This is a genomic window from Mesobacillus jeotgali, from assembly GCF_031759225.1.
GTDB classification, from domain to species: Bacteria; Bacillota; Bacilli; order Bacillales; family Cytobacillaceae; genus Mesobacillus; species Mesobacillus jeotgali_B.
The window spans coordinates 1,719,614-1,742,629 of the sequence record NZ_CP134494.1 but is presented as its reverse complement, the minus strand read 5'-3'; the positions used below and the strand labels follow the sequence as shown (position 1 = coordinate 1,742,629).

Below are 23,016 nucleotides of genomic sequence, written 5' to 3'. Positions count from 1 at the left end.
TTCCGACAGCAAATGCTGGGAAGCAAGATCTTTTTATATGTCTTGACGCTCGAACTCTGCTGTTTCTTCCTCGAGCTGGAAGGCATCATGCAAAGCATTTACTGCCTTTCCTAAATCCTCTTGTTTCACCAACACCCAAATGGTTGTATGGCTGTCAGCGGATTGAAGGATGCGAATGCCTTTTTCTGATAAAGCTGTTACAATTTTCGAAGTTACCCCTGGTACTCCCGCCATACCTGCTCCGACAACGGAGACCTTTGCGCAATGCTTCTCAATTTGCGGCGTGTGTCCCAAGCCTTCCAACACCCTTACCGCTCGATCCGTCATTTCATCAAGGACCGTGTAGACCACCCCATTTGGGGAAATATTGATAAAATCTACACTGATGTTTTCATTTGCCATTGCCTTGAAAACTTCAGATTGAAGATTATATTGGTCTTTTTTTGCAAAAACCTTAATCTGGCTGACATTTGAAACATGCGCTATTCCTGTTACAGGTCGTTCCTTAATGTCAGTCCCTTTATTTTCACGATTAAGAGCCGTAACCAGCGTTCCGAGGCCATCGGAATAGGTAGACCTGATTCTGATCGGCACTTTTGCCTGCATGGCAATCTCTACGGCACGAGGATGGATTACCTTTGCTCCCTGATATGCCATATTGCAAACTTCAGTATACGTGACCACTGAAAGAGGTCTTGCATTTTCTGCAATCCTTGGATCGGCTGTCATGATGCCCTCAACATCGGTAAAGATGTCAATCCATTCCGCGTTTAACGCTGCGCCAAGTGCTGCAGCAGATGTGTCACTGCCGCCCCTGCCGATTGTTGTCACATCTCCATTTTTCGCAGCCCCCTGGAATCCAGCTACGACGACCACATCGACTTGATCAAGTTCCCGCAACAGACGGTCGCATTTCATATCAAGGATCCTGGCGTTTGTATGCTCGCTATTTGTCCTGAACCCTGCCTGGGCACCTGTGAGGGCCGTTGCACTGATCCCATTCTCAAGCAGCATGTTTGTAAAAACGATACTGGAAATCGTTTCTCCGCATGATAACAGCAGATCATGCTCGCGCTTGCTGATCTTGCTGTCACTTCCACCTAACAGGCTGAGAAGGGTGTCTGTTGCATACGGATCCCCTTTCCTACCCATCGCAGAAACGACCACAACAGCTTTATATCCATCAGAGATTGCTTTCTTTATATGTCTCATCGCCTGGCTGCGGCTTTGTTCGTCCCGTACAGATGTACCGCCAAATTTTTGAACGATTATCTTCATCGTAACACCTCAGAAATTCTGTCATTAATCAATTATGCTTTTATTTTACCAACCCAAGCTTCACAAGGCTTTCAGCAATCTGGACTGAGTTCCATGCAGCACCTTTTAACAGATTGTCAGAAACAACCCACATATGGAAGCCCTTTTCATTGTCCAGATCCTTCCTGATTCTGCCGACAAATACGTCATTTTTGCCGACACAGAATGCAGGCATTGGATAAAGCTGCTGTGCAGGGTCATCCTGAAGGACTACTCCTGGTGCATCAGACATAAGTTCTTTAATGTCTGCTGCTGAAACACCGTCCTGGCCAATCTCAATATAAACAGACTCTGAATGACCAGTGCCAACCGGCAGCCTTACACATGTTGCAGCAACCTGAAGCTCAGGCATGTGCATGATTTTCTTCGTTTCATTGATCATTTTCATCTCTTCGTATGTGAATCCGTTATCTACGAATGTATCGATCTGTGGGATCGCATTGAATGCAATTTGGTAGTGCTTTTCCGCTGACTTCACCGGAAGAATCTTTGGTTCATATTCTTCTCCGTTCAGGATTGCCTGTGTCTGTTCCTCCAGCTCCTCGACAGCCGCCGCACCTGCACCTGATACTGCCTGGTAAGTTGATACAATGATCTTTTCCAGGCCGAACTTCTTACGTAATGGCTCCAGAGCAACAACCATTTGGATCGTAGAGCAGTTCGGGTTAGCAATGATTCCGTTATGAGAATGCAAATCTTCCTCATTCACTTCAGGCACAACAAGCGGAGTGTTCTCATCCATGCGGAATGCACTTGTGTTATCAACAACGATCGCTCCGCGTTTGACTGCTTCGGGTGCCAGCGCTTTTGAAACACTTCCTCCTGCGCTGAACAGGGCAATATCCACACCTTCAAAGCTTTCTGGCTTGGCTTCCTGTACTGTTATCTCTTTTCCTTTATACTGGACCTTTGTACCAGCTGACCTTGAAGATGACAATAATAAAAGCTCGGATACAGGAAAGTCCCTGCTTTCGAGCGTCTGGATCATCTGCTGTCCTACTGCTCCTGTTGCTCCCACTACTGCTATACGGTAACCTTTTCTCTCTGACATTGCTGTTTCCCCTTCCACTACAATTATCGTTTAATATCCCCGCATTTCAGCTGGGGTTGTTTGAACCATAAGTAAACCGGTGGTCTAATAGAATGCGCAAGCGCCTTGTTCAGTCCACCTAGTATATTATCCTATATTTTATCATAATCAATCATTAAGAAAAGAAACATTTTGCTTCACTGCCGGAGAAAAGCATTTCCAAATTAAATTGGTCGTATTTGGGACAGGATTGGTTGTGATTCAAGCTTTCTGGAACCTATTTTTTCTGGCTTCTAATACGATTCCAGACCCTTTCCGTTGTTGCCTGTATCCTGATTGCGCAATATTTAACTGCGCAAATAACAAGGCGTGCGAAAAGAGCCTGGTATTAAGCATTAATTATCCTTATAACGTTCCACTAGTACTGGCTGAAGCTGATTTCCGTTCATTGCTTCAATGATTGTTTCGGAAAGCATCCCCATTCTTGCAACCATGGAATTTGGCTTTTTAACTGGATCATCCTGGCCAAAAGGAATCATGTAAATGTTTTTTGTCGCCATTAACCTCATAAGATTGACGCCGTTAAGCCCTAAAGCGTCATTAGTCGAAATACCCAGTACAACCGGCTTTTGGTTCCTTAATGTAGCTTTTGCAGCCATTAGAACTGGTGAATCTGTCATTGCATTCGCAAACTTGCTCATGGAGTTACCCGTAAGCGGCGCAATGACCATACAGTCAAGCGGGATTTTGGGACCAAGAGGTTCTGCCTTCACAATCGAGTCTATCACATTATTGCCAGTGAGTTCCTCAATCCGCTGTACCCAATCTTCTCCTTTACCAAATCGTGTTTCTGTATTTTTTACAGTGAATGTGACAACAGGTAAAACTTCAGCACCAGCATTCACCAGCTTTTCAATTTCAGGAAATACAGCATCATACGTACAATGCGAGCCCGTTAATCCGAATCCGATCTTTTTTCCTTTTAAACTCATACTTCTTTCTCCTTTCGGTCATTAAAGTCTTCCATAAGCAGCTGAGAAAGAACGTTCGCCAATATTTGCCCTGCAGTTTTCGGGGCTACGATCCCCGGCAAGCCTGGCGCAAGCAAAGCTTTGATTCCGCGCTTTTCCGCATAGCGAAAATCCGTTCCACCTGGTTTGGATGCAAGGTCAATGATCAAGGTATGAGCTGGCATCCTCGAAATGACGGAGGCAGTAACGATTTGATGAGGAACCGTATTGATGCAAATATCGATATCTGACACTTCTTTTCCAATATCTGATAGCAGGAACGGCTTTAATCCCATTTCCGAAATCCTTGCAATATGTTCACTTTTTCTTGCTCCGACCTTTACCTTGGCACCAAGGGCATGGAAGGTCCTGGCTACACTCATACCAACTCTGCCTAATCCGAGGACGGCAACTTTAGAGCCGTGAATGGTGAAATCTGTATGTTGGATTGCCATCATGATCGTTCCTTCGACAGTCGGGATTGAGTTGTAAATTGCTACATCATCTCTAGCAAAAAGCTGTACAAGTTTCCTGTTAGCTTGCTTAGTAATCCCGGTCAAATATGAATTACTGATGCCCGAGTAAACTGTGCAATGATCAGGGGTCTTTTCAATCATTTCTTTAATAATAACTACTTTTTCATTCGAGAAAATCGTTTCGACCTGACCCTCCAAACTTGTTCCTGGCACAGGCAGGATCAAAGCGTCCTGGACGGAAAAATCAACTTCATCTATCTTTTCTTTTGAGGCACCTGTGAAAGCATGGTCCAACTGCTCGAAGCCTATTAAAGAAAGCTTTGCATCAAGCTCTGTCAGCTTGCGAATAATCTCCAGCTGTCTCGCATCACCGCCGATAACTGCGATTTGCATTCCTGTCAGCATGAGAACAATCACCTTCTTTTCCATTAATCCTGGAATATATATTTCATCCAATTTGAACTACTTCAACATCATATGTATCTAACTTCCAATAGGTGAGTTTTCCATAAAAGAAAAGCGCCAGCCTTATGGCCAGCGCTTGAAACAATATTATAAGGGTAGATTTTTATTGAATAATAATGGCAAAAAAAATAAAGCCGGCTCTGTGCCCGCTTTTACTCTTCATCATCAGGAATATCAATGATAATCATGTCTGTACCTATTTTCTTTATATGCTTCCACGGAACCCTAACTTCTCCTGACTGTTTGCGAAGTCCGAACCATTTTAAAGATGGAATGATCAAAGCTTCAATTTGGCCCGAACGTTCATTGATTTCTAAATCCGTCTGACCAAGAACACCCAATCTTTCTGCCCTTTTTGCATCGACGATTTCCTTTCCGCCAAGTTCACTTAATTTCATGATGCCCCTCCCTGTCACTTTGTCCTTATTCTATATGTATCAATATGATAATGTTTTTAGAATACATTTGCGTGAAAAAAGGGGTGAATTGTTGTGGAGGTAGGGATAACATGTTCAAATTTTTCGGTTTCTTGACAGCTTTTCAGCTGCAGAGGCTAAACCTGTCATAATTCCTTCGTTTTCTTGACAGCTTTTCAGCTGCAGAGGTTAAACCTGTCACAATTCACTCGTTTTCTTGACAGCTTTTCAACTGCAGAGAACAAAGCTGTCATAATTCCCTCGTTTTCTTGACAGCTTTTCAGCAACAGAGGCCAAACCTGTCATAATTCCTTCGTTTTCTTGACAGCTTTTCATCTACAGAGACCAAACCTGTCATAATTCCTTCGTTTTTTTGACAGCTTTTCAGCTGCAGAGGCTAAACCTGTCATAATTCCTTCGTTTTCTTGACAGCTTTTCATCTACAGAGGCCAAACCTGTCATAATTCCTTCGTTTTCTTGACAGCTTTTCAGCTGCAGAGAACAAACCTGTCATAATTCCTTCGTTTTTTGACAGCTTCTCATCTACAGAGGCCAAACCTGTCATAATTCTCTCGTTTTCTTGACAGCTTTTCAGCAACAGAGGCCAAACCTGTCATAATTCCTTCGTTTTCTTGACAGCTTTTCAGCTGCAGAGGCCAAACCTGTCACAATTCACTCGTTTTCTTGACAGCTTTTCATCTACAGAGACCAAACCTGTCATAATTCCTTCGTTTTCTTGACAGCTTTTCATCTACAGAGACCAAACCTGTCACAATTCTCTCGTTTTCTTGACAGCTTTTCAGCAACAGAGGCCAAACCTGTCACGATTCCTGCTCGTCTTTCATCTTTCCGGGGGCTGTAACTTGTAGGGCTAAATTACCTTAAAATTAAAACAGCAGCTTCACAAGGAAACTGCTGTTTTAGTCATATCTTATAAATTTGGCATTTCGCCATTTGGACTGATCAAGGAAACGGAATATTTGTCTGTGAAAATCTTATTGGCCATTCCGTCGACGCTGTCCTTGGTCACTTGATCGATTTGTTCGACGATTTCATCAAGGGAGCGATGCCTTCCGAGCAGAAGTTCATTTTTTCCGTTCCTGCTCATGCGGCTGTTGGTGCTTTCAAGGCTTAACATCAGGCTGCCTTTTAGCTGTTCTTTGCTGTTGTTGAGTTCTTTCTCGGTAATTCCTTCCGCACGCAGCTTCGCGAGCGTGTCCTGGATTGTTTCATATAGAACATTCAGTTGATTAGCGCCGGTCCCGCCGTAAATCGTTACCATACCGCTATCCCTGTAAGCTGAGTGATAGGAGAATACAGAATAAGCTAGACCACGCTGTTCCCTTACTTCCTGGAACAATCTGCTGCTCATGCTGCCCCCCAGTACATTGTTCAAGACGATCAGGCTATAGACATCAGAGTGGCCGATCTGCAATCCTTCGAACCCAAGGCACAGGTGGGCTTGTTCAGTTTCTTTTTTCCTGGAAGCATGTGTTGCATGGAAGTCCGGTTTTATGTACTCCATCTTTTCCTTGCTCGCTTCATATGAGCCAAAGAAGTCTTCAGCATTCTTAATGAAAGATTCAGGTACGTTCCCAGCAATGGAAATGACCACATTTTCTGGTCTATAGGTATCATGCATATACTGTTCGAGCTTTTCACCGGTGAAACTTTGGAGCGTTTCTTCTGTACCAAGGATTGGATAACCAAGCGGATGGTCACCGTATACAGCCTGGCTTAGCAAATCGTGGACGATATCATCAGGAGTATCTTCATACATCTTGATTTCTTCATTCACAACGTTCTTCTCTTTATTCAATTCCTCTGAATCAAAAGTAGAGTTAAAGAACATGTCCGCTAAAACTTCTAGCGCGAATGGTGCATGATTATCCAACACCTTGGCGTAATAGCAAGTATACTCCTTGGAAGTGAATGCGTTCACTTGGCCGCCAATGCTATCAAAGGATTCTGCAATCTCTCTTGCAGTCCTTGTTTTGGTGCCTTTGAAAAACATATGCTCAAGAAAATGTGAAATCCCATTGTTCTCCGGATTCTCATTACGGGAGCCCGTTCCGATCCATACACCGATAGCGACTGAACGGACAGTCGGGATTTGTTCTAGTACGATTCTTACACCATTTTGACATGTATATTTCTTTATCATTATATTCCTCCTCTGGAACCAGCTGCTAAAACTACCGCATTTACTTAGTATAGTCCATTTAACTTACTTTTTCCAAATACAATGCTATTCTTTCATTTTTTTTGGCGTTATTATCCGGTTTTCACTTAATAAATCGGAAACAGTTCCTATCTGCAGGTCCTTGGCTTTAATTTGAGTGATCAATTGATCAAGCGAGACAGCAGTAGACTCTGTTGGATGCATCAGGATCATTGCGCCATTATGGATCTTCCCCATCACCCTGTTGATCAGTTTATCTGGAGTGGGCTTCTGCCAATCGATCGTGTCGACGCTCCACATTACGGTCCCTAATTTATGTGCTGCAGCAATTTCAACCACTTCATCCTTGTATGAACCACTCGGGGGTGCAAACCACTTAGTCTTGACCCCAGTCACTGCTTCAATCACTTCATTCGTCTTGCGAATTTCTTCATTGATTTTTGGAGCAGAAAGCTGCTTCATGTTAGGATGCGTGAATGAATGATTCCCTATCTCATGGCCCGCATCCGAAATCATCTTAGCCATGCCCGGGTTATTCTTTACCCATCTGCCTTCAAGGAAAAAACTTGCGGTGACATTATGCTTCTTCAATGTCGCCAGCATGCCTGTCAAATATTCATTTCCCCATGCAACATTAATAATGAAGCTTACCATCGGCTTCTCAGGATGTCCTTTATAAATGGCCATTGGCGGTAAATCACTTAAATGGACTTGAGGGGGTACCTGCTTGAAAACCAGCTTTTGCGGATCGAATTTATCTTCCTTCTCCATTTTGCTGTAGGACTTTTTGATATCTACTTTAAGCCCATTATAGCCGGGAACTACCTTCCAGACTGGATCTTTTCTGGCATCAGATGGTTCGATTTCATATTCTATTGCCTTCATTTCAATTTCTGACATCAACGAGTTCTTATTCCCTGCCACTTCAAGTGTCCCGCTTTTAAGTCCTGATACATATGTATGGGAGAATGGATTATTGACGATGATCCACGCAGCAATCAATAAAACAGAAATTAATACAAGCTTTCTCATTTAATATGCCTCCTCTTCTGTAAAGGCCCCCCATAATCATGCTGACAACGAAAAGGGCCTTATTTTACTTTATGAAGCCGAAGGACAAGGTAGAACGGCAGGCACTGGGAAGAGAACAGAAAAACGATCTTACACAAGAGCCCGGCGAGCGTAAATACTGTTCATGGAAAAAGAATATAAAAAGGCCGGGGTTGCCCCCGGCCTTTACTATCTTAAGATTGCTTTTCAGCTTTTTCGCGTTGTTCTTTCAAGACTGCCTTGCGTGAAAGGTTGACTCTGCCTTGCTTGTCGATTTCAGTTACCTTGACGAGGAGTTCATCTCCCAGCTTCAGTACGTCTTCTACTTTGCCAACTCGTTCTTCAGCAAGCTCAGAGATATGGACTAAGCCATCCTTACCAGGGAAGATTTCAACGAACGCACCAAACTTTTCAATACGGCGGACCTTTCCAAGGTACATTTCTCCGACTTCAACTTCACGGACAATGTCTTCAATGATTTTCTTCGCTCTTTGGATCATTTCTTCATCTACTGAGCCAATGAATACCGTACCATCTTGTTCGATATCGATTTTCACGCCAGTTTCTTCAATGATCTTGTTGATTTGTTTTCCGCTTGGCCCAATGACGTCGCGGATTTTATCAGGTTTGATCCACATAGTGATGATTTTTGGTGCATATTTTGAAAGCTGTTCACGCGGTTCTTTGATCGTTGCCAGCATGGATTCAAGAATATGCATACGGCCTTTTTTCGCCTGTTGTAAAGCTTCCTCAAGAATCTCACGGGATAATCCTTCAATCTTAATATCCATCTGCAAGGCTGTAACACCTTTTGCAGTTCCAGCTACTTTAAAGTCCATGTCCCCAAGGTGGTCTTCCATACCCTGGATATCTGAAAGAATAGAATAATGTACTCCAGATTTGATCAGACCCATTGCAATACCGGCAACCGGTGCTTTGATTGGCACCCCTGCATCCATAAGCGCTAATGTACTAGCACAAATACTTGCCTGTGAAGTAGAACCATTCGATTCGAGTACTTCTGATACAAGACGGACAGTGTAAGGGAAGTCTTTCTCATTCGGAATTACAGGCTCAAGAGCTCTTTCACCAAGTGCACCGTGCCCGATTTCACGTCGTCCCGGCCCACGGATTGGACCCGTTTCGCCAACAGAGAATAATGGGAAATTGTAATGGTGCATGAATCGTTTTTCTTCTTCGATTCCAAGACCGTCAAGGATCTGAACATCACCCATTGCACCTAGTGTACAGATGCTTAGTGCCTGAGTTTGTCCCCTGGTGAACAATCCAGAACCATGTGTTCTAGGAAGCAAGCCTACTTCAGAAGAAAGCGGTCGGATTTCATCGACTCCACGGCCGTCTGGACGTACTTTTTCTTCCGTAATCAAGCGGCGGACTTCACCTTTGACGATTTTATCAAGGATTTGTTTCACTTGCTTAAGCTTGTCATCATCCGCTTCCTGCTCTTCATAGCGTGCGACGACTGCATTCTTCACTTCTTTGATCGCATCTTCGCGAGCATGCTTTTCCTGTACCTGGATAGCAGAAATCATATCCTGCTCACAAACTCCGCGAACTTCAGCTTCAAGATCTTTATCTAATTCAAAAAGTTTAATCTCTCTTTTTTCTTTACCTACTTGCGCGACGATTTCCTGTTGGAAGGCAATCAGACGCTTGATTTCGTCATGTCCGAACATGATCGCTTCAAGCATGACTTCTTCAGGCACCTCTTCCGCACCAGCTTCAACCATGTTGATTGCATCCATTGTACCTGCTACAACCAAATGCATATCACTCTTTTCTGTTTCTTCAACAGATGGGTTGATCACAAACTTGCCATCAATCCTTCCCACTGTGACACCAGCGATTGGTCCTCCAAATGGGATATCTGAAACGGATAGAGCTAATGAAGATCCAAACATAGCGGCCATTTCTGATGAACAATCCTGATCCACACTCATGACAATGCTGATTACCTGGACATCGTTGCGGAATCCATCAGGGAATAACGGACGGATTGGACGGTCAATTAATCGGCTCGCAAGAATCGCCTTTTCACTTGGACGTCCTTCACGTTTAATGAATCCGCCTGGAATTTTTCCGACAGCATATAGTCTCTCTTCATAATTGACAGTCAATGGGAAGAAATCTAAATTCTTCGGTTCTTTTGATGCAGTAGCTGTACTTAATACAGCTGTATCTCCGTAACGGACAAGGACTGCACCATTTGCTTGCTTTGCAAGCTGTCCAATTTCGACTGTTAGCTTGCGCCCTGCCCAGTCGAAGGAAAAACTTTGTTTTTCTTGTTCCATGCTTTTTTAGCCCCTCTCTACCACTAAGTACACCCTGGCTCTGCCCGGGTATTTATTTAAAACAGCAAACGCATGTCTTATATAACAAATATACCTTTATAATGAATGATAAAACCATGAACGACCCAACCAGCCTGTTTTATACAGAACTTGTCCAACAGAGAATGGGGCTCCCATGTTAAAATGTCTTTTATGTTATATTATGCTCAAAAAAGGAGCACTTCATATCAATGAATCGTTATGTACACTACAAAAAATTTGCCTAATAAAAAAGCGGGAAAAATCCCGCTTTTACAGACTATCTACGTAGACCAAGCTTGTTGATTAACTCGCGGTAGCGAGCAACGTCCTTGTTACGAAGGTAAGTCAAAAGATTACGACGCTTACCTACCATTTTCAAAAGACCGCGACGTGAGTGGTGGTCCTTCTTATGAACGCGCAAGTGGTCGTTCAAAGTGTTGATTTCTGCAGTAAGGACAGCGATTTGAACTTCTGGAGATCCAGTATCACTTTCGTGAGTCTTGAATTCATTGATAAGTTCGTTTTTACGTACTTTTGAGATTGCCATCCGTATTCACCTCCATTTAATAATCCCCTGTTACCGAGCAAGCGTCGGTGACTCGACTTGCCAAGCAAAGGTTCTTTTTTGATACGTTAATAAGAATACATCTTTTTACGACAAAAAGCAAGTCTAACCCTTGTTTTTTTCAAAGTATAGGAGTGCTTCTTGCTTATCTTTTTCGATTTGGGCAACAAGCTGCTGTATTCCCTCGAATTTTCGTTCACTTCTCAGGCGAAGGTGCCACTCGATTGTTGCGGGTTCACCGTAAATCTCTTTGTTGAAATTGAAGATGTGGACTTCAACAGAAGGTTTGTCCTTTTTTTCCTTGTGGAAGGTTGGTTTATAGCCAACATTGCAGACACCTTCATGCCATGCCCCTTCTACTTGAATCTTTACAGCGTATACTCCAGTTGGCGGGAGAATGTAATGGTCTTCGATGCCTACATTCGCAGTCGGGAAACCAATTGTACGGCCTCGGCGCTCTCCATTTATAACGGTTCCCTTTGTCGTATAAAATCTCCCCAGCAAACCTGGCATTTCATCCACCTTTCCGTCTCTTAAAAAGGAACGGATCAAGGTAGAGCTGACCTTCTCTTCTTCTTGAGTGGAAAGCTTGGATACTACAGTGGAATCAAACTTGCCTCTAGAATGGAACTGGATTGTCTCCATATTCCCTTTCCCCATTTTTCCGTAGGAATAGTCGAATCCTGCTATGACATGTTGAACATTCAAGCCGATGATATATTGATCGACAAATTCCTGAGGCAGCAGACTCGAAAAATCCGTTGAGAAATGAACGACAAATAAGTAGTCCACTCCCATTTCTTCAATAATTCGAGCCTTGTCATCCAATGGTGTTATATATTCCATGTGCTGAACACTCTTGCTAAGGACTACTGAAGGATGAGGGTCAAATGTCATGACCGCACTCTTCAGTCCTTTGGCTGCTGCCTCTTTTCTTGCTTCTTCGATGACCTGCTGGTGGCCTAAGTGGACTCCGTCAAAATAGCCCAATGCCATGGCCATGGGAGGGAAATCTTCTTTTTTATGTTCATGAGGATGTTTTAGCATAATCATTTCCACGATATTGTTCACCTTTTCTGACCCAGCTGCTCTATTAATCAAGACTAATTGTTCACATCGCTCATTTGTACATTAGCACAAATTTTAACCGATCGTCTTATTGATCATTTCTCAAAACTTTATCAGGCTTCATCATCCCTGTTTTTGTAGGATGTGACCTATAGATTGCGAGCGCTTTTCCGTCTTCTGTTACTACGATAATCGGGCCGCTAATCCCCACAAATTCCTCTGGAATCTGCAGCAGCGCCCCATTTTTCACTTTCTCTGCTACTTTATCATTAATGCGATATTTCGGCAAATAAGAAATACCAGCTTCCAATGGTTGCAATGCATCTGCCAGATTGCCTTCTGCAGCCATTTCCTCCAGCTGTTCAAATGTATAGCAATCCTCGATGGTGAAGTCCGCGGATTGTATTCTCACAAGGGATGACATATGCGCTGGATATCCCAGCTTTTCTCCAATCGTCACTGCCAGAGTCCGAATATACGTCCCTTTGCTGCACGATACCCGGAATTTAAAGCTAACCTGTTCACCTTCAAATGATTCTCTGTTATCAAGAAGCTCGATGGCATAAATAATGACCTTTCTAGTAGGCCTTTCAACTTCGATCCCTTGTCTCGCGTATTCATATAGTTTTTTTCCATTTACTTTTACTGCTGAATACATAGGAGGAGTCTGTTCGATTTCACCTGTCAGCGATTGCAGGACCTGTTCGATCTCTTTCCTTGTTATTGTCCTGTCCACTGGCTTTTCTTCAACCTTCTCACCCGATGCATCTTCTGTCGTTGTCGTGAAGCCCAGGGTTACTTCTCCCTCATATGCTTTTCCAGCATCCGTTATGTATTCGGCAATCTTGGTCGCCTTGCCTACACATATAGGCAATACCCCGGTGACATCCGGGTCAAGGGTGCCTGTATGTCCCACCTTCTTCGTTCTTAACAGTTTCCTGAGTTTAAACACACAATCATGTGAAGTCATTCCCGCTGGCTTAAAAAGAGGCAGAATCCCTTCCATTTCATTCACCTTCATTTTCTTATGTATTGATGGTAGCTTATCGAAAAAAATGGATAGACATAATTGTCTATCCATTTTTCATATCAAGATCAATGGTGCTGACATATATGTCAACTCCGGTTAATCATTGTCCTTTTCTTGCGTTTCTTCTCCAGGCTGCTCATCCCTGTGCAACTCATGGATCAATGAATTGATACGATTACCATAAGCCATCGTTTCATCAAACTCAAAGATCAGTTCAGGCGTTTTTCTCAGGCGGATCCTTTGGCCAATTTCTGTCCTGATGAAGCCTTTGGCCTTGGCTAATCCTTTAAGAGTGTCCTCTCTTTGTTGTTCGTCGCCTAAAACAGAGATATAGACCTTTGCCTGTTGAAGGTCCCCAGTAACCTGGACATCTGTTACTGTTACGAAACCTACTCGCGGATCCTTGATTTTGCGGCTGATGATATCGCCTAATTCTTTTTTCATTTGTTCGCCAACACGATTTACTCTATGACCCATTTTCAATCACCTCGTTCTATCAAAGCCATTCTATTTCGGTGATGGTACGTTCGATCTCTGGAAAAGAGTCAATCATTTTCAAGGCATTCTGAAGTTCTCTTTCGGTTGACACCTTCGAAGCTGAAACAGCTGCAACGGCAATTGTCGTCCGCTGCCAAACATCTTGATGATCCACTTCAGAAACCGAAATATTGTACTTCTGCTTCAGCCTTGTGATGATCCGCTGTAGGACAGCTCTTTTTTCCTTTAGAGAATGAGCATCATAGATGATGCATTCACAGGCTGCTAAGCCTACTACCATTAACGTTCCACTTCTTCCATGATATATGCTTCAATAACATCGCCTTCTTTGACGTCATTGAAGTTTTTAATGGTAATACCACACTCATAACCCTGTGCTACTTCCTTTGCATCGTCTTTGAAGCGCTTCAGTGCATCGACTTCACCTTCGAAGATGACGACTCCGTCACGGATCAAACGAACACCGCTGTCACGAGTGATTTTACCGTCGGTCACATATGAACCGGCAATCATGCCAATCTTTGATACCTTGAAGGTCTGGCGTACTTCAGCCTGGCCGATGACCTTTTCGGCATAAACCGGATCAAGCATGCCCTTCATCGCTGATTCGATTTCTTCAATCACTTTGTAAATAATGCGGTGCAGTCTGATATCGACGCTCTCTGACTCTGCAGCGCGCTTCGCGTTATTATCCGGACGGACGTTGAAGCCGATGACGATACCATTAGAAGCTGCCGCAAGTGTGATGTCAGACTCGTTGATCGCACCAACACCAGTGTGAATGATTCTTACATTTACACCTTCCACATCCAGTTTTTGCAATGCTGCTGCAAGTGCTTCAACTGATCCTTGGACGTCGGCTTTAATAATTAGATTTAGGTCTTTCATTTCCCCTTGTTTCATATGTTCAAACAAATTATCGAGGCTTACGCGCGCTTTTTCGCTTCGCTGTGCCTGCAATGCCTGCTGTGAACGCATTTCACCAATCTGACGCGCAGTTTTCTCGTCTTCAAATACGACAAAGCGGTCACCGGCTTGCGGAACATCACTAAGACCAGTAATTTCAACTGGTGCTGATGGACCTGCTTCTTTGACGCGGCGCCCTAAATCATTCACCATTGCACGGACACGGCCGAACGTGTTTCCGACAACGATTGGATCGCCGATTTTCAATGTACCGTTCTGTACTAGCAATGTGGCAACTGAACCACGGCCTTTATCAAGCTGTGCCTCGATAACCGTACCAATTGCGTTCCTGTCAGGATTTGCTTTGTATTCTTCCACTTCACCAACAAGCAGAATCATTTCAAGCAGGCTGTCAATGCCTTCGCCAGTTAGCGCGGAAATTGGAACAAAGATCGTGTCGCCGCCCCATGCTTCTGGAACAAGGCCATACTCTGTCAGTTCCTGCATAACTCGGTCTGGATTCGCTGTCGGTTTGTCCATTTTATTTACCGCTACGATGATCGGAACCTCAGCAGCTTTAGCGTGGTTCAAAGCTTCTACAGTCTGAGGCTTGACACCATCATCAGCAGCTACGACAAGGATAGTGATATCGGTAATCTTTGCACCACGAGCACGCATTGTTGTAAACGCCGCGTGACCAGGAGTATCAAGGAAAGTGATCTTCTTGCCGTTCTCTTCGACCTGGTAAGCACCGATATGCTGAGTGATGCCACCGGCTTCCCCTGCCGTAACCTTCGTATTACGGATTGAATCAAGCAAAGTTGTTTTACCATGGTCAACGTGGCCCATGATTGTGACAACCGATGGTCTTTCAACCAATGATGCTTCATCATCTTCTGTGAAATAAACTTCAAGATCAGTTGTGTCAATCTTGATTTCCTCTTCCACTTCAACACCGTAATCAGTAGCAATCAGTTCGATCGCATCTTTATCGAGGTCCTGGTTGATTGTAGCCATGACACCTAGCATGAAGAGCTTTTTGATAATTTCAGATGGCTCACGGTTCAACTTCTTAGCCAGTTCAGCAACTGTCAATGATTCACTGAAAGTGATTTTTGAAGGAAGCTCTTTGACCTTTTTCGGCTGCTGTTGAGCCGGCTGCTGATTCTGTCTGCCTTTATTCTGGTTTTGCTGGTTTCTGTTCTTATTATTCTGTTTGTTCTTATTGTTGTTTTTATTGAAAGGCTGGGAGTTACCAGGCTTTTTGGCAGCTGCTGAGGTTTTCACCTTTTCAGGAGTTGTAGCACGGCGCTCATCGTCTGAAAAAGCACTGGCTGTTGTCTTCAGCTGAGCTTTTGGCTGTCCCTGGTTGTTTCTTTGCTGGTTTTGGTTTTGGGATTGATTGTGATTCTGGCCCTGATTAGGCTTTTGGCCTTGATTGCGGTTCTGGGCTTGCTTCTGTCCCTGTGAAGCCTTTTGCTGGCTTTGCTGCTGTGGCTTATCTTCTTTCTTGTTATAGACAGCATCAAGCTTCTTCACGGTTTCATCTTCCATAGCAGTCATATGGTTAGAAACCTCAATGTTCATTTCTTTTAATTTTATAATCACGTCTTTACTCGATAAATTATGCTTCTTTGCATATTCATAAACGCGTGTTTTACTCATATTTTCACCCCCGCTAGAATTAATCGAGCAACGTCAACAGTTTTTTTGCAAAACCCTCGTCCAACAGGGCTACTACAACACGTGCTTCCTTGCCGATCGCCTGGCCAAGCTGGTGCCGGTCCGGGACCACTTTATAAGGTACATTATAGGATTTGCACTTGTCGGTAATCTTCTTTGTAGTATTTGCGGATGCATCCGCAGAAAGCAAAATGAGTTTCGCCTTCCCGCTTCTGATTTCTTTGACGGAAAGCTCTTCCCCTGAGATGATTTTCCGTGCTCGATTGGCTAAGCCAAGCAATGACATCCATTGATTTGAGTTCATCAGGATAGTCTGCTCTCCTTTTCGATGAGATCATTCAGCTCATCGTATATTGCATCGTCCACTTGTGTGTCAAGCTGTCTGGACAATATATTTCGTTTCTTTGCTAATTGCACTGCTTCTTTATCTTTAGAAAGATAAGCGCCACGGCCCGATTTCTTGCCTGTCAGGTCAATGGAAACTTCTCCTTCCTTTGAGCGAACGATGCGAACTAGTTCTTTCTTCGGTCTCATTTCACCGGTTGCGACACATTTTCGCATAGGAACCTTTTTACGGCTGTTCACGATCATTCACCTCACATTAATCGATGTCTTCATCTTCAAAATCGTCGTCTGCAGTCAAAAGCGGCTCATTGTCACGAGGGTAAATCCCGGACTCCCTTGCGTCAGTCTCTGCTTTGATATCAATCTTCCAGCCAGTCAGCTTGGCAGCAAGACGAGCATTTTGTCCGCGCTTACCGATTGCAAGCGACAGCTGATAATCAGGTACGATAACGGTAGTCGCTTTTTCTTCTTCATTGACAATGACATCCAAAACCTTCGATGGGCTCAATGCATTGGCAACAAATACAACTGGGTCTTCAGACCATTTCACAATATCGATTTTTTCACCCTTAAGTTCATTGACGACAGCCTGGACACGAGTTCCACGTGGGCCGACACATGAACCAACCGGATCTACTTCCGGATTATCTGAGTGAACAGAAATCTTCGAACGGTCGCCTGCTTCGCGCGCAACTGATTTAATTTCAACTGTTCCATCATAGATTTCAGGAACTTCAATCTCAAATAGTCTCTTTAACAGTCCCGGATGGGTTCTGGAAACGAAGATTTGTGGACCTTTAGTGGTTTTTTCAACCTTGGTGATGAATACTTTGATGCGGTCGTGAGGCTTGTAGTGCTCGTTCGGCATCTGTTCATTCGCTGGCAGGATCGCCTCGATTTTGCCAAGGCTTACATAGATGAACTTAGGATCCTGGCGCTGAACGATACCTGTCATGATATCTTCTTCACGATCGATGAACTCAGAATAGATGATTCCTCTTTCTGCTTCACGGACACGCTGAGTCACTACCTGCTTGGCAGTCTGGGCAGCTATCCTTCCGAAATCCTTAGGCGTAACTTCCAGTTCAACGACATCTTCAACCACGTAGTTCGGATTGATCTTTTGTGCATCTTCTAATGAGATTTCCAGACGTGGATCGAATACTTCGTCAACAACTTCCTTCCTTGCAAAAACGCGCATTGAACCATTTCCAAGATTCAAATCGATACGTACGTTTTGTGCCTGGTTAAAGTTGCGGCGGTATGCAGAAATCAACGCTGCTTCGATCGCATCAATTAAGATGTCCCTCGAAATTCCTTTTTCTTTTTCAAGAATCGTAAGAGCATCCAACAATTCGCTGCTCATGAGATATAAATCCCCCTTTTTTACTACCCTACTTTGTAAGGCTCTTTTCGAAACTCTGCCCTTTGACCGCCAGTTCACACCGAAACGTTTTCACCTTCCTGTGAAGGATGCACACGTTTTAGCGTTTAGAACTTTTGCTTAAAAAAGAAGGGTTCGAAACGATCCTTTAATTATTAACTGCAGATATTTTCTGGACAGATTATGAAAAAGTGACTGCAAGCCTCGCGCTGGCAACCTTATCAAATGGGATGACAACTGTCTTCTTGCGAGTTTTGATCTTCATTTCAACAGTGACGGTTTCCCCGTTGTATTCAGTCAAGATCCCTTCGAAAGCCTTTTCACCATCAATTGGTTCATAGGTTTTGATGAAGACATTCTTGCCGATTGCTTTTTGATAATCCTTCTCCTTTTTCAGCGGGCGTTCTGCACCTGGTGAGGAGACTTCCAAAAAGTAGTTATGCGGGATTGGGTCAATGGCATCGAGCTTTTCGCTAAGGCGCTCACTGACGATGCCGCATTCTTCGATATCAATTCCGCTGTCCTTATCAATGTATACGCGCAGGAACCAGTTCTTTCCTTCTTTGACATATTCGATGTCTACTAATTCTAGTTCGTTTTCATTTAAGATGGGAGTTACTAGCTCTTCCACAACTTCGGTAATCTTGCTCATAAAATCCCTCCTTTGACACAACCTCATGACTTAATCACTATTTGGTTTTTATCCCCGTAAAAGTGCCTAACAAACAAGAAAGAGCGGGTTGCCCCACTCTCATCTGCCAGAGATATCCTTAGTATTTCCAATAAAAATATAACATAACCAGATATTTATTGCAAACAAACGGCAGTTATGGCGTGCCTATCCAGTAGTTTTTTAAAAAACTCAATTAAAATAATGACAACTGGTTCTGGTCAGGCATGCCTTCCAGGCAGCCATGGTTATCGAGGTATTCCAGAATTGTCTTGGAAATCTTGCCTCGCTGCTGAAGATCTTCTTTGGAAAGGAATTCTCCTTCTTCACGTGCTTTAACGATATTTATTGCCGCGTTCGTTCCGAGTCCAGGAATCGCATTGAATGGCGGGATGAGCTTATCGCCTTCGATAATGAACTCTGACGCACTCGATTTGTATAGATCTACCTTTGCAAATCCAAATCCTCGCTCACACATTTCCAGCGCGAGTTCCATTACGGTCATCAAGTTCTTCTCTTTTGTCGACGCCTCCAGACCCTTGGCATTGATTTCTTCAATCACTGCCCGGATGCTTTCGGAGCCGCGAACCATTGCATCGACATCGAAGTCATCTGCTCTGACCGTGAAATAGGCTGCATAATACATGAGCGGATGGTGCACTTTGAAATAAGCAATCCTCACGGCCATTAAAACATAAGCTGCGGCGTGAGCTTTAGGGAACATGTACTTGATTTTTTTACAAGAATCGATATACCATTCAGGCACTTTATTCTTGCGCATTTCCTCTTCCATTTCATCCGACAGCCCTTTTCCTTTACGGACCGATTCCATGATTTTAAACGCGAATGCCGGCTCTAACCCCTGGTAAATCAGGTAGACCATGATATCATCACGGCAGCCGATAACTTCGCTGAGGTTACAGATATTGTTATGGATCAATTCCTGGGCATTACCGAGCCAAACGTCCGTACCGTGGGACAGACCTGAGATCTGTACCAGCTCCGAGAAGGTCGTCGGCTTTGTATCCTCAAGCATCTGGCGAACAAAGCGCGTACCGAATTCAGGGATTCCCAAAGATCCCGTCTTTGACATGATTTGTTGTTCAGTCACCCCGAGCGACTCTGTTCCGCTGAAAATCTTCATCACTTCAGGGTCATCAGTCGGGATGGTCTTAGGATCAATCCCGCTTAAATCCTGAAGCATCCTGATAACAGTCGGGTCATCGTGCCCGAGAATATCCAGTTTCAACAAGTTATCATGAATCGAATGGAAATCAAAGTGAGTTGTTTTCCATTCGGACGTGCTGCTGTCTGCAGGGAACTGGATTGGCGAAAAATCAAAAATGTCCATGTAATCAGGAACAACAATGATTCCCCCCGGGTGCTGTCCAGTCGTCCTTTTTACACCGGTACAGCCAGATGCAAGACGGTCAATTTCCGCTCCGCGAAGCTGCAAGTTATTATCGCCCTGGTAGCCTTTTACATAACCATAAGCCGTCTTATCCGCAACGGTACCTATTGTACCTGCACGATAAACATAATCCTCACCAAACAGGACTTTCGTATAGTTATGGGCACGAGGCTGGTATTCACCCGAGAAGTTCAAGTCGATATCGGGTACCTTGTCCCCTTTGAAACCAAGGAAGGTTTCAAACGGTATGTCATGGCCGTCTTTTTTATATTTGATTCCGCAATCCGGGCAATCCTTATCTGGAAGGTCAAAACCTGAACCGACTGACCCATCATTGAAGAACTCAGATTTCTTGCACTTAGGGCATACATAATGCGGCGGCAGTGGATTAACTTCGGTGATCTCCGTCATCGTCGCTACGAAAGAAGATCCGACCGATCCACGCGACCCTACCAGATAGCCATCATCCAGAGACTTTTTAACAAGTTTATGAGAAATCAAATAGATAACGGCAAATCCATTGTCAATGATACTCTTCAATTCTTTTTCAAGACGGGCCTCAACGATTTCAGGAAGGTCATCCCCATAGATGCTGCGGGCCATTCCATAGCTCATGCTGCGCATTTCTTCATCTGCGCCCTCGATTTTCGGCGTGTAAAGATCGTCTTTGATCGGCTTGATGACATCGATCATGTCTGCGATCTTATTTGTATTTTCAACAACAATCTCTTTCGCCTTTGCCTCTCCTAAAAACTTAAAAGCATCCAGCATTTCATTCGTTGTCCTGAAGTGCACGTCAGGAAGCTGATGGCGATTTAGCGGGTTAGCTCCACCCTGGGAATTAATAAGGATTTTCCGATAGATTTTATCATTTTCATTTAAGTAATGAACATTCCCGGTCGCTACTACCGGCAAGTCCAATTTCTCCCCTAGCTTGACGATATTGTTAATGATATCTTCAAGTGCTTTCTGGTCCCGCACTAATTCAAGCTCAAGCAGGTGGGCATAAACAGCTTTCGGATGGACCTCAAGGTAATCATAAAACTGTGCTGCTTCTTCGACCTCTTCAGGCCCTTTTTGCATCATGCCTTCAAAAACTTCACCCTTGTCACATGCGGAACCTATAAGGATCCCTTCACGGTGCTTATTCAGAACGGATCGAGGAATCCTCGGCACTCTGTAAAAGTAATCAATATGAGAAATCGATACAAGTTTGAAGATGTTTTTCATGCCGACTTCGTTTTTAGCCAGCAAAGTAGCATGATATGGGCGCGCTCTCTGGAATGCTTTTCCTTGCCCCATATTGTCATTAAGCTGATCGTGGTATTCCAGTCCTTTTTCGGCTGCATCCTTGAGCATTTTCAGCAATAGATAGCCGGTAGCTTCAGCATCATAGATTGCACGGTGATGCTGAGTCAGTTCAATATCGAATTTTTTCGCCAAGGTATTCAATCTATGGTTTTTCATATCAGGATACAGAAAACGGCCAAGCTCCAATGTATCGATAACCGGGTTTGGCGATTTCCCCAATCCAATCTTTTTATAGCCGACGTTCAGGAAGCCCATATCGAATGATGCGTTGTGGGCAACCAGGACGCTGTCGCCTGTCCATTCATGGAACTTTTGCAGTACTTCACTTACTTCCGGTGCATTGCGGACCATATCATCGGTAATACCGGTAAGGTTGATGGTTGTCGCTGATAAACGGTGATGCGGATTTGCGAATGACTCAAACCGGTCGATGATTTCACCGCCGCGGATTTTGACCGCAGCCAATTCAATGATTGTATCGTATACGGCGGACAGCCCTGTTGTTTCTACGTCGAATACGACATACGTGTCGTCTGCAAGCACTCTGTGCGCGTCGTTGTAAGCAATCGGCACCCCATCATCAACAAGGTTAATTTCCACACCGTAAAGGATCTTGATGTCATTTTTCTTTCCCGCCCCGAATGCTTCAGGGTAGGATTGCACAACTGCATGATCAGTGATGGCCACGGCTTTGTGGCCCCACTTAGCTGCCTGGCTTACCAGTGCGCTGACAGGTGATACCGCGTCCATCTGGCTCATTGGTGTATGAAGGTGAAGCTCGACTCTTTTTTCGCCTTCTGGCGCAGAATCGATTCTTCCTTTAGGTTTGATTTCGTTCACGTCATTTCCTATCATGACAAGATCGCGGACAAAGGTGTCATTCTGGATGCTTCCTCTTACCTTTAGCCACATCCCTTTTGTGATGCGCTGGTAAATTGCCGCGTCTTCTTTATCACGAGAGAACATTTTTACCATGATGGAGCTTGTATAGTCCGTAATCTTGAAGGTCAAAAGCGTCCTGCCGCTGCGAAGCTCTTTTGTTTCGGCAAAGAATACAAAGCCCTCAACTGCTACACGGCGCTCTTCATCAACGATGTCTTCAAGCTTGCGGAAGTCAGCATCATCCTTAATCGTAAGCCCGATGTTAACAGGACCATCCTGCGGCACTCCATCTCCCTTGGCTTGTTCTGCTTCCTTTTTCTGCATTTCGATCATCGCCATCAAACCGCGTTCCTGGTCTTCCTTCTCTTTAGCCTTCATGAATTTTTCGTATTCATCTGAAGAACTTTCTTCACTTACAATCGTATCAATCGTCAGTAAAGGGAATCCGAAACTCTGGTAAATCTCCGCGATCATGCCGCCATATTTACGCTTAAGCGCAAGTCCTTCAGCTTCATTCCTTGCTGTTAAAACAAGTTTTGTTCCCTGGACTTGCGGAACTTGCTCATTCAGGAGCTTCAACAACGGAGGGGCGATTCCATCTATTTCTTTAATGCATGACTTCCAGTAATCAAGGATTTCCTGGTCACTGATTGCCTGTTCAAGTACTTTTACCGAGTATGATATTTTCGCAATATGCGAGAAAGTCTGTTCCAGCTTGCCAATGAATGTGTTATACAGATGACAAGGAATGATTTTTTCAAACTGGAAAAAGAAATGCCATTTCCTTGCCTGTTTCTCAATCACTACCCTATCGATTTCAGCGTTTTGAAAATGAGTGACAATTGCATCTTCTGTTAGCTGCAGCTGCTGCAGCAGGAGCTGAAACCTTTCTTTTTTCCCTGAAGAAAGATCACCCATGGTTATTTCTCTCCCATCTGAAAAGCTTAAATTCTATCTATCAGGCGAATTTGCCCGTTTAAAAAC

Annotated in this window: 19 protein-coding genes; all 19 read right to left on the bottom strand. The window is 44.0% G+C overall.

Translation table 11 applies throughout. The features are described 5' to 3' along the window. Positions 1–33 precede the first annotated feature (33 nt). Positions 34–1,278, bottom strand: a complete 1,245-nt coding sequence (gene dapG / locus RH061_RS08600) for an aspartate kinase (protein WP_311075384.1) — start codon at positions 1,276–1,278, stop codon at positions 34–36. Positions 1,279–1,318: 40 nt separating this feature from the next. Beyond that, positions 1,319–2,368 carry an aspartate-semialdehyde dehydrogenase gene (gene asd / locus RH061_RS08595; protein WP_311075381.1) on the bottom strand — a complete coding sequence of 350 codons (1,050 nt, stop codon included), beginning with the start codon at positions 2,366–2,368 and terminating at the stop codon, positions 1,319–1,321. Positions 2,369–2,742: 374 nt separating this feature from the next. Then, complete coding sequence (gene dpaB / locus RH061_RS08590) at positions 2,743–3,339, bottom strand: dipicolinate synthase subunit B (RefSeq protein WP_311075379.1); 597 nt, start codon at positions 3,337–3,339, stop codon at positions 2,743–2,745. Continuing rightward, a complete protein-coding gene (dpaA, locus tag RH061_RS08585; RefSeq protein ID WP_311076324.1) occupies positions 3,336–4,238 on the bottom strand; it encodes a dipicolinic acid synthetase subunit A in 903 nt (300 codons plus the stop codon). The genes dpaB and dpaA overlap by 4 nt, the downstream gene beginning before the upstream one ends. Before the next feature lie 212 nt (positions 4,239–4,450). Continuing rightward, on the bottom strand, positions 4,451–4,696 hold the full coding sequence (locus tag RH061_RS08580) for a YlmC/YmxH family sporulation protein (protein WP_167832858.1): 246 nt from the start codon (positions 4,694–4,696) through the stop codon (positions 4,451–4,453). A gap of 949 nt (positions 4,697–5,645) precedes the next feature. Further along, positions 5,646–6,878 carry a M16 family metallopeptidase gene (locus tag RH061_RS08575; RefSeq protein ID WP_311075376.1) on the bottom strand — a complete coding sequence of 411 codons (1,233 nt, stop codon included), beginning with the start codon at positions 6,876–6,878 and terminating at the stop codon, positions 5,646–5,648. Between the two features lie 84 nt (positions 6,879–6,962). Beyond that, positions 6,963–7,928: a polysaccharide deacetylase family protein gene (locus tag RH061_RS08570; RefSeq protein WP_311075375.1), complete on the bottom strand. Its 966-nt coding sequence runs from the start codon at positions 7,926–7,928 to the stop codon at positions 6,963–6,965. Between the two features lie 212 nt (positions 7,929–8,140). Further along, a complete protein-coding gene (gene pnp / locus RH061_RS08565) occupies positions 8,141–10,258 on the bottom strand; it encodes a polyribonucleotide nucleotidyltransferase (RefSeq protein ID WP_311075373.1) in 2,118 nt (705 codons plus the stop codon). A 298-nt stretch (positions 10,259–10,556) separates the two neighbouring features. Further along, entirely contained in the window at positions 10,557–10,826 is a 270-nt protein-coding gene (gene rpsO / locus RH061_RS08560; RefSeq protein ID WP_167831706.1) for a 30S ribosomal protein S15, read from the bottom strand. 123 nt (positions 10,827–10,949) lie between these two features. Further along, entirely contained in the window at positions 10,950–11,903 is a 954-nt protein-coding gene (gene ribF, locus RH061_RS08555) for a bifunctional riboflavin kinase/FAD synthetase (RefSeq protein WP_311075371.1), read from the bottom strand. Positions 11,904–12,000: 97 nt separating this feature from the next. Then, positions 12,001–12,918 (bottom strand): tRNA pseudouridine(55) synthase TruB, encoded by a 918-nt coding sequence (gene truB, locus RH061_RS08550; RefSeq protein ID WP_311075369.1) that lies wholly within the window; start codon positions 12,916–12,918, stop codon positions 12,001–12,003. A 120-nt stretch (positions 12,919–13,038) separates the two neighbouring features. Next, positions 13,039–13,419, bottom strand: coding sequence for a 30S ribosome-binding factor RbfA (rbfA, locus tag RH061_RS08545; RefSeq protein WP_311075368.1), 381 nt, complete (start codon positions 13,417–13,419; stop codon positions 13,039–13,041). Between the two features lie 19 nt (positions 13,420–13,438). Beyond that, positions 13,439–13,720, bottom strand: a complete 282-nt coding sequence (locus RH061_RS08540) for a DUF503 domain-containing protein (RefSeq protein ID WP_167831710.1) — start codon at positions 13,718–13,720, stop codon at positions 13,439–13,441. Further along, complete coding sequence (gene infB, locus RH061_RS08535) at positions 13,720–16,011, bottom strand: translation initiation factor IF-2 (RefSeq protein ID WP_311075367.1); 2,292 nt, start codon at positions 16,009–16,011, stop codon at positions 13,720–13,722. Before infB ends, RH061_RS08540 begins: the two co-directional genes overlap by 1 nt. Before the next feature lie 19 nt (positions 16,012–16,030). Then, the gene (locus tag RH061_RS08530) at positions 16,031–16,333 is read right to left on the bottom strand and encodes a YlxQ family RNA-binding protein (RefSeq protein WP_226643846.1); all 303 of its coding nucleotides are present in this window, start codon (positions 16,331–16,333) and stop codon (positions 16,031–16,033) included. After that, positions 16,333–16,614 carry an RNase P modulator RnpM gene (gene rnpM, locus RH061_RS08525; RefSeq protein WP_311075365.1) on the bottom strand — a complete coding sequence of 94 codons (282 nt, stop codon included), beginning with the start codon at positions 16,612–16,614 and terminating at the stop codon, positions 16,333–16,335. Before rnpM ends, RH061_RS08530 begins: the two co-directional genes overlap by 1 nt. A 16-nt stretch (positions 16,615–16,630) precedes the next feature. Next, on the bottom strand, positions 16,631–17,740 hold the full coding sequence (nusA, locus tag RH061_RS08520) for a transcription termination factor NusA (RefSeq protein ID WP_311075363.1): 1,110 nt from the start codon (positions 17,738–17,740) through the stop codon (positions 16,631–16,633). A 199-nt stretch (positions 17,741–17,939) separates the two neighbouring features. Then, complete coding sequence (gene rimP, locus RH061_RS08515; RefSeq protein WP_311075361.1) at positions 17,940–18,410, bottom strand: ribosome maturation factor RimP; 471 nt, start codon at positions 18,408–18,410, stop codon at positions 17,940–17,942. A gap of 214 nt (positions 18,411–18,624) precedes the next feature. Next, entirely contained in the window at positions 18,625–22,950 is a 4,326-nt protein-coding gene (locus RH061_RS08510; RefSeq protein WP_311075359.1) for a PolC-type DNA polymerase III, read from the bottom strand. Positions 22,951–23,016: the final 66 nt, after the last annotated feature.

What these genes read in the sequence shown, in the direction of transcription:
- dapG (WP_311075384.1), bottom strand. Translation starts at nt 1,278, where the DNA reads ATGAAGATAATCGTTCAAAAATTTGGCGGTACATCTGTACGGGACGAA.
- asd (WP_311075381.1), bottom strand. Translation starts at nt 2,368, where the DNA reads ATGTCAGAGAGAAAAGGTTACCGTATAGCAGTAGTGGGAGCAACAGGA.
- dpaB (WP_311075379.1), bottom strand. Translation starts at nt 3,339, where the DNA reads ATGAGTTTAAAAGGAAAAAAGATCGGATTCGGATTAACGGGCTCGCAT.
- dpaA (WP_311076324.1), bottom strand. Translation starts at nt 4,238, where the DNA reads ATGCTGACAGGAATGCAAATCGCAGTTATCGGCGGTGATGCGAGACAG.
- RH061_RS08580 (WP_167832858.1), bottom strand. Translation starts at nt 4,696, where the DNA reads ATGAAATTAAGTGAACTTGGCGGAAAGGAAATCGTCGATGCAAAAAGG.
- RH061_RS08575 (WP_311075376.1), bottom strand. Translation starts at nt 6,878, where the DNA reads ATGATAAAGAAATATACATGTCAAAATGGTGTAAGAATCGTACTAGAA.
- RH061_RS08570 (WP_311075375.1), bottom strand. Translation starts at nt 7,928, where the DNA reads ATGAGAAAGCTTGTATTAATTTCTGTTTTATTGATTGCTGCGTGGATC.
- pnp (WP_311075373.1), bottom strand. Translation starts at nt 10,258, where the DNA reads ATGGAACAAGAAAAACAAAGTTTTTCCTTCGACTGGGCAGGGCGCAAG.
- rpsO (WP_167831706.1), bottom strand. Translation starts at nt 10,826, where the DNA reads ATGGCAATCTCAAAAGTACGTAAAAACGAACTTATCAATGAATTCAAG.
- truB (WP_311075369.1), bottom strand. Translation starts at nt 12,918, where the DNA reads ATGGAAGGGATTCTGCCTCTTTTTAAGCCAGCGGGAATGACTTCACAT.
- rbfA (WP_311075368.1), bottom strand. Translation starts at nt 13,419, where the DNA reads ATGGGTCATAGAGTAAATCGTGTTGGCGAACAAATGAAAAAAGAATTA.
- RH061_RS08540 (WP_167831710.1), bottom strand. Translation starts at nt 13,720, where the DNA reads ATGGTAGTAGGCTTAGCAGCCTGTGAATGCATCATCTATGATGCTCAT.
- infB (WP_311075367.1), bottom strand. Translation starts at nt 16,011, where the DNA reads ATGAGTAAAACACGCGTTTATGAATATGCAAAGAAGCATAATTTATCG.
- RH061_RS08530 (WP_226643846.1), bottom strand. Translation starts at nt 16,333, where the DNA reads ATGAACTCAAATCAATGGATGTCATTGCTTGGCTTAGCCAATCGAGCA.
- nusA (WP_311075363.1), bottom strand. Translation starts at nt 17,740, where the DNA reads ATGAGCAGCGAATTGTTGGATGCTCTTACGATTCTTGAAAAAGAAAAA.
- rimP (WP_311075361.1), bottom strand. Translation starts at nt 18,410, where the DNA reads ATGAGCAAGATTACCGAAGTTGTGGAAGAGCTAGTAACTCCCATCTTA.
- RH061_RS08510 (WP_311075359.1), bottom strand. Translation starts at nt 22,950, where the DNA reads ATGGGTGATCTTTCTTCAGGGAAAAAAGAAAGGTTTCAGCTCCTGCTG.